At 74.1% G+C, this 9,252-nt stretch carries 3 protein-coding genes; all 3 read left to right on the top strand.

Annotated elements, in window-relative coordinates; all coding sequences use genetic code 11:
* Positions 1-47: 47 nt before the first annotated feature.
* On the top strand, positions 48-1,181 hold the full coding sequence (locus ACWD4O_RS37475) for an OzmP (protein ID WP_451287043.1): 1,134 nt from the start codon (positions 48-50) through the stop codon (positions 1,179-1,181).
* A gap of 24 nt (positions 1,182-1,205) precedes the next feature.
* The gene (locus ACWD4O_RS37470; protein ID WP_451287041.1) at positions 1,206-3,857 is read left to right on the top strand and encodes a type I polyketide synthase; all 2,652 of its coding nucleotides are present in this window, start codon (positions 1,206-1,208) and stop codon (positions 3,855-3,857) included.
* Positions 3,858-3,921: 64 nt separating this feature from the next.
* Positions 3,922-9,252 (top strand): SDR family oxidoreductase (locus ACWD4O_RS37465; RefSeq protein WP_451287039.1); only part of this gene is annotated, 5,331 nt, incomplete at its 3' end.

Genomic DNA, 9,252 nt, shown 5'->3' with positions numbered 1-9,252 from the left:
CCGCACCCACCGCACAGCCCGATCCGTCCGTCTCGCCAGGGGGTTCCGTGTCCAGTTGCCAGGTCTGCGCGCTCAAAGCCGGCCATCCGGGAGTGGTGCTCGACGACCAGGGGGTGTGCAACCTGTGCAACCTGGACTTCGCCGAGGACCTGCTCGTCAACTACCGCTACACCAGCGAGGTGTTCACCGAGTTCCAGCAGGCGCCGTCCGGGAGCGGCGAGTACGACTGTCTCTTCATGTACAGCGGCGGCAAGGACAGCACGTACATGCTGGACAAGTTCGTCAACGAGTACGGCAAGCGGGTGCTGGCCTTCACCTTCGACGTGCCCTTCGAGAGCGTGCACGCCGCCCAGAACATCGCGCTGGCCCGGGAGAAGATCCCGGCGACGTTCGTCCTCGACGCCGACGACGACAACATCAAGCTGATGATGCGCGAGGTGTTCAACCGTCCCGCGCCGAAGAAGCCCGGCAAGTACCTCGACGAGAAGCTGCCCTGCGTCTCCTGCCGCACCTTCTTCGTGCTGCGCGCGATCCTCATGGCCTACCGGCAGAAGATCCCCTACATCGCGCTGTGCGCCGACCCGCAGCAGATCCTCACCATGGAGTCCAACGTCCGCGAGGTCGTGCGCGGCTTCTACAAGACGTTCGGCGAGCGGCTCGCCGACACGCTCTTCGGCGGGCAGCTGGAGGAGCTCCTCTTCGACGACGACGAGAACCTGCCGAAGATCGTCTTTCCGTTCATCGCCATGCGGCACGAGTACGACCCCGACCGCATCGTCGAGGAACTGCGCGCCAAGGGCCTGTACCAGTCCTCGCCGCTGGAGACCCACTGCACGCTCTTCCCGCTGCTGAACTACTACTCGTTCGCGAACTTCGACTGCATGTTCTACAAGCTCAACGCGGCCAGCCATGTGCGGTCCGTCAAGCGCAACGCCTCCTACGACCGCAACACCTTCAGCATCAAGTTCCCGCGCTCCCTCGACCTCGCGGACGTCGAGCACCGGCTCGGCAGGGTCGTCAGGGAGATCGCGGCGGGGGAGGGCGACCGCGACGAGCAGGAGCGCAGCCTCGTCGACGTCTTCCAGCGCATGGACGCCTCCGAGGACGCCGCCCGCTTCGTCGCCCGCAGCTTCCTCGACATGCGATCCGTCGCCGCCGACCTCGGCATACGGCTGAGCTGACACCCGAGCAGGAGAACCAGCACCATGACGCTTTCCGACTCCGACGTCGCCATCATCGGCATGACCTGCCGCTTCCCGGGCGCCGACTCCGTCGACCTCTTCTGGGACGTCCTCGGCGAAGGCCGCGAGACGCTGACCCGGTACACCGACGAGGAACTCCTCGCCGCCGGCGTGCCCGCCGCCCGGCTGGCCGACCCGCGCTATGTGAAGGCCGCCCAGACCGTCCCCGGCACCGACCTGTTCGACTCCGAGCTGTTCCGGTTCACCCAGGACGAGGCCGAGATCCTCGACCCGCAGCACCGGGTCTTCCTGGAGTGCGCCCTGGAGGCCCTGGAGCGGGCCGGCTACGACCCCGAGCGCACCGACGCCCACATCGGCGTCTACGCCGGCGCCGGCATGAACACCTACCTGCTGCACAACCTGGGCGAGCGCTACCGGGCCGCGTCCTCCGTGGACCACTACCGGCTGATGCTCGCCAACGACAAGGACTTCCTCGCCACCCGGGTGTCGTACAAGCTCAACCTGACCGGCCCCAGCGTCAGCGTCAACACCGCCTGCTCCACCTCGCTGGTCGCCGTGCACACCGCCTGCCTCGCCCTGCTCGGCGGCGAGTGCGACATGGCCCTGGTCGGCGCGGTCCACCTCAACCCGCCCGGCCAGGGCTACCAGTACCAGGAAGGCATGATCTTCTCGCCCGACGGCCACTGCCGCGCCTTCGACGCCGAGGCCCGCGGCACCGTGATCGGCAGCGGCGCCGGAGCGGTCGTCCTCAAGCGGCTGAAGGAGGCCCTCGCCGACGGCGACTGGATCCACGCCGTCATCAAGGGCTCCGCCGTCAACAACGACGGCTCCGCCAAGACCGGTTACACCGCACCCAGCATCTCCGGGCAGGCCGCCGTCATCGCCGACGCCCAGGACGTCGCCGACGTCGACCCGGAGACCATCGGCTATGTCGAGGCGCACGGCACCGGCACTCCGCTCGGCGACCCCATCGAGGTCGCCGCGCTCACCCGGGCCTTCCGCCAGGGCACGGACCGCACCGGGTACTGCGCGCTCGGCTCGGTGAAGACCAACATCGGACACCTGGACACGGCCGCCGGCATGGCGGGCCTGATCAAGACCGCGCTGATGCTGGAGCACCGCACCCTGGTGCCAAGCCTGCACTTCACCGAGCCCAACCCGGACATCGACTTCGCCGCCGGCCCGTTCTTCGTCAACACCGAGAAGACCGAGTGGAAGAGCGGGACGGGCCCGCTGCGCGCCGGCGTCAGCTCCTTCGGCATCGGCGGTACGAACGCCCATGTGATCCTCCAGGAGGGCCCGGCCCGCGCCCAGGCCCCGCACGAGAGCCGGCCGGAGCTGCTGGTCCTCTCCGCCCGCTCCGCGGACGCCCTCGAACAGGCCGCCGCCGCCCTGGCCCGCCATTTGCGCGCCCACCCCGGCCTCGCCCCGGCCGCCGTCGCCCAGACCCTCGGCCTCGGCCGCCGCGCCCACGCCCACCGGCTGGCCCTGGTCGTCGGCAGCACCCGCTCCGCGGCCATGGCCCTCGCCCTCGGCGACGAGGAGCGCCTTCGCCGTGGCGTGACCGGACGCGAGCCGAGCGCCCCCGTCCTCGTCCTGACCGGCACCGGCGCCGACCCGGCCGACGCGGCCGAGCTGTACGCGTCGGCGCCCGCCTACCGGGATGCCGCCGACGCCTGCGCCGCCGCCCTCGGACGCCCCGGCGAGGCCGAGGCACTCCTCGCCGAGGACGGCGCGGTCGCCGCCTGCTGCCACGAGTACGCCCTCGCCACCGCCCTCACCGCCTGGGGCGTCGCACCGGCCGGCCTCGCCGCCACCGGCGTCGGCCTCGCCACGGCCGCCGCCCTCGCCGAGGCCCTCCCGCTCGCCGACGCCCTCGCCCTGGCCCTTGGCGCCGGCACCGCACCCCACCGCGTCGCCCCGCCCCGGCTGCCCGTCGTATCGCCGCGCACCGGCCGCTGGATGACCGAGGACGAGGGCCGCGACCCCGCCGTCTGGACCGGCCCGGCCGACCCGACGGCCTCCCTGGACGCGCTGCTCGACGGCGCCGGCCGGCACGCGGTCCGCCTCAGCCCGCCGGCCGGCGGACCCGGCGGCCTCACCCACCTGCTCACCCTCGCCGCCGACCAGTGGGTGCTCGGCGCCGAACTCGACTTCGCGGCCGTGCACACCGGCCGGGACATCCGCCGGGTGCCCCTGCCCACCCACCGCTTCGAACGACGGCGGCACTGGGTCGAGCCGGGCGACCACGGAGCCCGGACCGAGGCGGCACCGGCCGAGGACCGGTTGCTCGCCCGCTTCGACCCGGCCGACCCGCAGCACAACGTCGAACTGATCCGGGACCACCTCACCGAGGCGATCGGCAGGATTCTCGGCGGTCGGCACCTCGCCGCCCTCGACACCAACCTCTTCGACCTCGGCCTGGACTCCCTGGTGCTCATCGAGGTCGTCGCCGGGCTCGGCCAGGAACTGGGCTTCGACGTCCCGGCCGCCTCCTTCGTCGAGTTCCCCACCATCCGGTCCTTCGTGGACAACCTCGCCGAGCTGATGGGCCTCGCCCCCGGCCCGGCCCCGGGCGGCGCCGGCACCGCCCCGGCGCCGCGCATCTCCCGGCGGGCCCGGCGCGCGGCCGACCGCCACACCGGCCAGGCCTGACCCCTCCCGGCGGCGACGCCCCGGCCCACGGCGGCCGACCGAAGACCTGTGAGAGAGAGCAACTGTGGACGACAAGCGAAAGCTGCTGCTGAGCCTGCTGGCCCGGGCCTCCGCCCCGGCCCCGGCGAGCGACGGCGTGGCGATCGTAGGCGTCGCCGGCCGCTACCCGCTGGCCGAGACGCCCGCCGAGCTGTGGGACAACCTGGCCGCGGGCCGGCACTGCATCCGCGAGGTGCCCGCCGACCGCTGGGACGCCGATGCCCACCACGACCCGGCGGGCGCGCGCGGCAGCTACAGCAAGTGGGCCGGATTCATCGACGACGTCGACAAGTTCGACCCGCTCTTCTTCCAGATATCGCCGGCCGACGCCGAGGCGATGGACCCGCAGGAGCGGCTGTTCCTGCAGACCGCCGCAGCCGTCCTGGACGACGCCGGCCACCCGGCCGCCGAACTGGCCGCCCGGGGCCCGGTCGGCGTCTTCGCCGGCGTCATGAACAACAACTACGAGTGGATGGGCGGCGAGGCCACCGCGCTCGGCGTCCGCACCGACGCGCACTCCAACCACTGGTCGATCGCCAACCGGGTCTCGTACACCTTCGACTTCACCGGCCCGAGCCTCGCCGTCGACACCGCCTGCTCGGCCTCGCTCACCGCGATCCACCTGGCCTGCGAGAGCATCAGGTCGGGGGAGTGCCACACCGCGATCGCCGGCGGCGTCAACCTGATCCTGCACCCCATGCACCTGCGCATGCTGGCGGACCGCGGGATGATCTCGCGCGGCGACCGGCTCAGGAGCTTCGGGGCGGACGCCGACGGGTTCGTCGACGGCGAGGGCGTGGGCGCCGTACTGCTGCGGCCCCTGAAGGACGCGATCGCCGACGGCGACCGCGTCCTCGGCGTGATCCGCGGCTCCGCCATCAACGCGGGCGGCAAGACGGGCGGTTACACCGTGCCGAGCGCGGCCGCGCAGGCCGAGGTGATCCGCGCCGCCCTGCACCGCGCCCAGGCCGACCCGGCCACCGTCGGCTATGTGGAGGCCCACGGCACGGGCACCCCGCTCGGCGACCCCATCGAGATCGCCGGGCTCGTGGAGGCCTTCGGCGGGCGCATCGACGCGGCGGAGCGGGCCGAGCGGCCGACGGTCGCCGTCGGCTCGGTGAAGTCCAACATCGGCCACCTGGAGTCGGCGGCCGGTGTCGCGGGCCTGACCAAGGTGCTGTTCCAGCTGCGCCACCGCACGCTGGCGCCCTCGCTGAACTCCGCCCGGCGCAACCCCGGCATCGACTTCACCACCACGCCCTTCGACGTGCAGCAGACCCTCCGGCCCTGGGCGCCCGCGGGGGACGACGGCGACCTGCCGCTGCGCGCGGTCGTCAGCTCCTTCGGCGGGGGCGGCGCCAACGCCTGCCTGGTCGTGGAGGAGTACCGCACACCTCCGGCCGAGCCCGTCGCCCCGGACACCGACCAGCTCCTCGTCCTGTCCGCCAAGACCGAGGACCGGCTGCGCGCGTACGCCGCCGACCTCGCCGCGTTCCTGCGCGGCGCCACGGCTGCGGACCCGGCGGGCACCGGCCGGGACGCCCTCGGCGACGCCCAGCGGCTGTGTCTGCGCCTGGCCGCCGAAACCGTCGGCGTGGCCCCCGAGTACCTCGACCTCGGCACCGACCTCGCCGACTGCGGCTTCGGCATCCCCGAACGCGCTCGCTTCGAGGCGTCGCTGACGGCGGAACTGGACGACACCCTGCCCGCGGCCGTCACCCTGGCGCGGACGCTGGGCGCGATGGCGCAGGCGATCGCCGGCACCGCAGGCGCCGACGGGCCGACCGGCAACGCCTCGGACGCCCCGGACGCGTCGGGCGCGGCCGGCACACAGGCCGGCGCCGCTGTTCAGGGAGCAACCCGCCCGGCCGAAGGCCCCCTCCGCCTCGCCGACATCGCCCACACGCTCCAGTCCGGCCGTACCCCCCACGAGTTCCGGCTGGCCCTGGCCGTCGGCTCGGCGGCCGAGGCGGCCGCGCTGCTGGAGGCCCACGCCGAGGGCACGGCCGACGCCCGGATCGGCACCGGCCGGGCCACCCGGGCACGGGTCGTCCTCGCCGGCGCCGAGGCCGACGCCCTCGAGACCGCCCTGGCCCGGCGGGACCTGGTGGCGGTGGCCGAGCACTGGCTGGCCGGCGCCGACGTCGACTGGTCCCGTGTCACCCCCGCCGCGGCCCGCCGCACCGAGCTGCCGCCGTACCCCTTCGCCCGCAGGCGCTACTGGATCCCCGAGCCCCCGGCCCGTATCACCCCCGCACCGCCGGCCGGGTCCGACGACGCCCGCGCAGAGCAACTCCCGGACTTCTACCGGCCCTTGTGGGTGCGCGAGGACGAACCCGCTCCCGCTCCCGAACCCGCTCCCGAACCCGCTCCCGAACCCGCTCCCGAACCCGCTCCCGGACCCGCCCCGCGCGCGGGCCGCGTCGTCGCCCTGGTGACCGAGGCCTCCGCCTGGCTCGCCGAGGCGATCTCGGCCCGCATCCCCCAGAGCCGTCTGGACCCGGTCCGCATCGACGAACTTCCCCCGTCCGTCTGGCTGGAGCGGACCGACGGCGCCGACCTGGTGCTCCACCTCGGCGGCGTCGGCACCGGCATCGCCGAGGGCCTGGGCGCCGGCCGGGCCGCCGAGCAGCTGCGCACCGGCTCGCTCGCCCTGTTCCGCCTGGTCCGCTCCATCAGCGCCGCGCGCCTCGTCGTCGTCACCAGCGACGTCCACCCGGTCGCGGGCAGCACTGCCGCCAACCCCTTCGCCGCGGGCCTGCACGGCCTGCTCCAGGTGGTCGCCAAGGAGCGCCCCGAACTCCGGGTCGGCGCCCTCGACTTCGCCTCGGCCGAGCTCACGGGAGAGGACGCGACCACCGCCCTCGCCGACGCGATCCTGGCCATGCCCGCCGACGCCACCGGCCGCACCGTCGCCCTGCGCGGCGGCACCCGCTACGTCCGCCGCCTCGGCCGCGTCACCCTGCCCGCGCCCGGCCCCGTCTTCCGGGACGGCGGCGTCTATCTGCTCATCGGCGGCACCGGCGGCATCGCCCAGGAACTCAGCCGCCACCTCGCCGAGCGCCACCGGGCCCGGCTGGTGTGGTTCAGCCGCGGCGACCTCGGCCCCGAACAGCGCGCCGCCGCCGAGGAGATCCGCGCCCTCGGCGGCGAGGTCGCCCACGTCCGCGGCGACGCCTGCGCCACCGCCGACCTCGCCGCCGCCGTCGCCGAGGCGCACCACCGCTTCGGCGCCCTGCACGGGGTCGTGCACGCCGCGATGGTGTTCGACAACCATGCCCTCGCCGATCTCGACGAGGAGACCTTCACCGCCGCGACCCGCGTCAAGACCGAGGGTGCCGCCGCTCTCGCCGACGCCGTGGACGGCCAGGACCTCGACTTCCTGGTCTACTTCTCCTCCGCCGGCTCCTTCGGCAGCTTCGCCGGCAACGGCGCCTACATCTGTGCCTCCGCCACCGAGGACGCCTACGCGCTGTTCCTGCGCGACCGGCTGCCGTATCCGGTGACCGTCGTCAACCAGGGCTACTGGGGCATGGTCGGCTCCGGCTCCCAGCCCGGACTCGCCGACATCTTCGCCGGGCTCGGCATCCAGGCCTTCAGCCCCGCCGCGGGCATCGCCGCCGTCCACCGCATCCTCGGCAGCGGGCTGCCGCAGGTCATGCCGATCCGCGCCGGACGCCGGGCCCTGGAGGCCATGGGCCACGACCCGGCCCTGGACGCCGAGGCCCTCGGCGGTGGCCACCCGGCCGCCCTGGCCGCCGCGGCCGGACACCTCGGCACCGGTACCGCCGCCGCCCCGGCCGCCCGCCGCGTTCTCATCGGCTACGAGGAGCTGGAGGCCGTCTCCGCACCCATGCTGCTCGGCGTCTACCAGCGCATGGGAGCCTTCCGGCGCTCCGGCGAACGGCACAGCGCCGAGGAACTGCGCGCCCGCCTAGGCATCCTCGACCGCTTCCGGCGGCTGCACGAGGCACTGCTCAACATCCTGGCCGACACCGGGTTCCTGACCCGCGACGGCGACCTGGTCGGCACCACCCCGGCGGTCGACGGCGTCGACGCGGACGAGCACTCGGGCCGCTGGGAGGCGGAGTTCGACCGGATCGCCGCGGCCTGCCCGGACATCGAACCCACGGTCACCCTCAACCGCCTGTTCCTCCAGGCGTACCCGCGCATTCTGCGCGGCGAGGTGGGCGCCACCGAGATCATGTTCCCCGGCTCCTCGATGAAGCTGGTGCAGAACTTCTACCAGGGCAACCCGCTCACCGACTCCTTCAACCTCCTGGTCCGCGACACGGTCCGCCGCTTCCTTGACCTGCGCCTGCCGCAGCTGCCGCAGGGCCGCACCATCGAGGTCGTGGAACTGGGCGCCGGCACCGGCGCCACCAGCGAACGGGTGCTGCCCACGCTGGCCGCGCACCCGGGACGCGTCGGGTACACCTTCACCGACATCTCGCCGCGCTTCCTGGAACACGGCCGGGAACGCTTCGCCGAACGCCACGACTTCGCCCGCTTCCAGGTGCTCAACCTCGAACGCGGCCTGGCGGAGCAGGGGTTCGAGCCGGCCTGCGCCGACCTCGTCGTCGCCACCAACGTCGTGCACGCCACCAGCGACCTGCGGGCCACCCTGCGCAAGGCCAAGGCGCTGCTGCGCCCCGGCGGCTGGCTGGTCCTCAACGAACTGACCTCCGTACGGCCGCTGCTGACCATCGGCGGCGGTGTCCTGGAGGGCTGGTGGGCCTTCGAGGACGGCCACCTGCGCATGCCCGACTCCCCGCTCGCCTCCCCGCAGGGCTGGACCCGGCTCCTGCACGAGGAGGGATACGCCCCGGTCCACGCGCTGGGCGCCGGCGACCCGGCGCTGGGCCAGACCGTCCTGGTGGCGGAGAGCGACGGAGTCCTGACGATCGCGCCCGCGCCCACGGCAGGCCCGGCCGCCGCCGCCGCGTCCGCCCCCGTCTCCTCGGGCGCGGTCACTTCCACCGGCGCCCTCACCGAGCGTCTGCGCGACCTCGTCGAACGGGTGCTCAAGCTGGACGAGCGCATCGACCCCGGCCGCCCGCTGGCCGACTACGGCTTCGACTCGCTCAGCGGTATGAAGATCGTCGCCGCCGTGGACGAGGAGTTCGGCGTCGCCGTACCGCTCGGCGACTTCTTCGAGCAGCCGACCCTGCGCGAGCTGGCCGCCCACCTGGCCGCCGACCGGCTCGCCGGGGTGGCGGCCGGGCCGGCCCTGCCAGAAGCGCCCGGGACACCCGCCCCGGCGCCCACCGCACTCGCCCCGGCCGCCGCTCCGGCCGCCGCCCCGGCCGCCGCTCCGGCCGCCGCCCCGGCCGCCGCTCCGGCCGCCGCCCCGGCC

This window comes from Streptomyces sp. NPDC002623 (genome assembly GCF_053592635.1).
This window is presented reverse-complemented; position numbering and strand designations above follow the sequence as displayed.

What these genes read in the sequence shown, in the direction of transcription:
- ACWD4O_RS37470 (WP_451287041.1), top strand. Translation starts at nt 1,206, where the DNA reads ATGACGCTTTCCGACTCCGACGTCGCCATCATCGGCATGACCTGCCGC.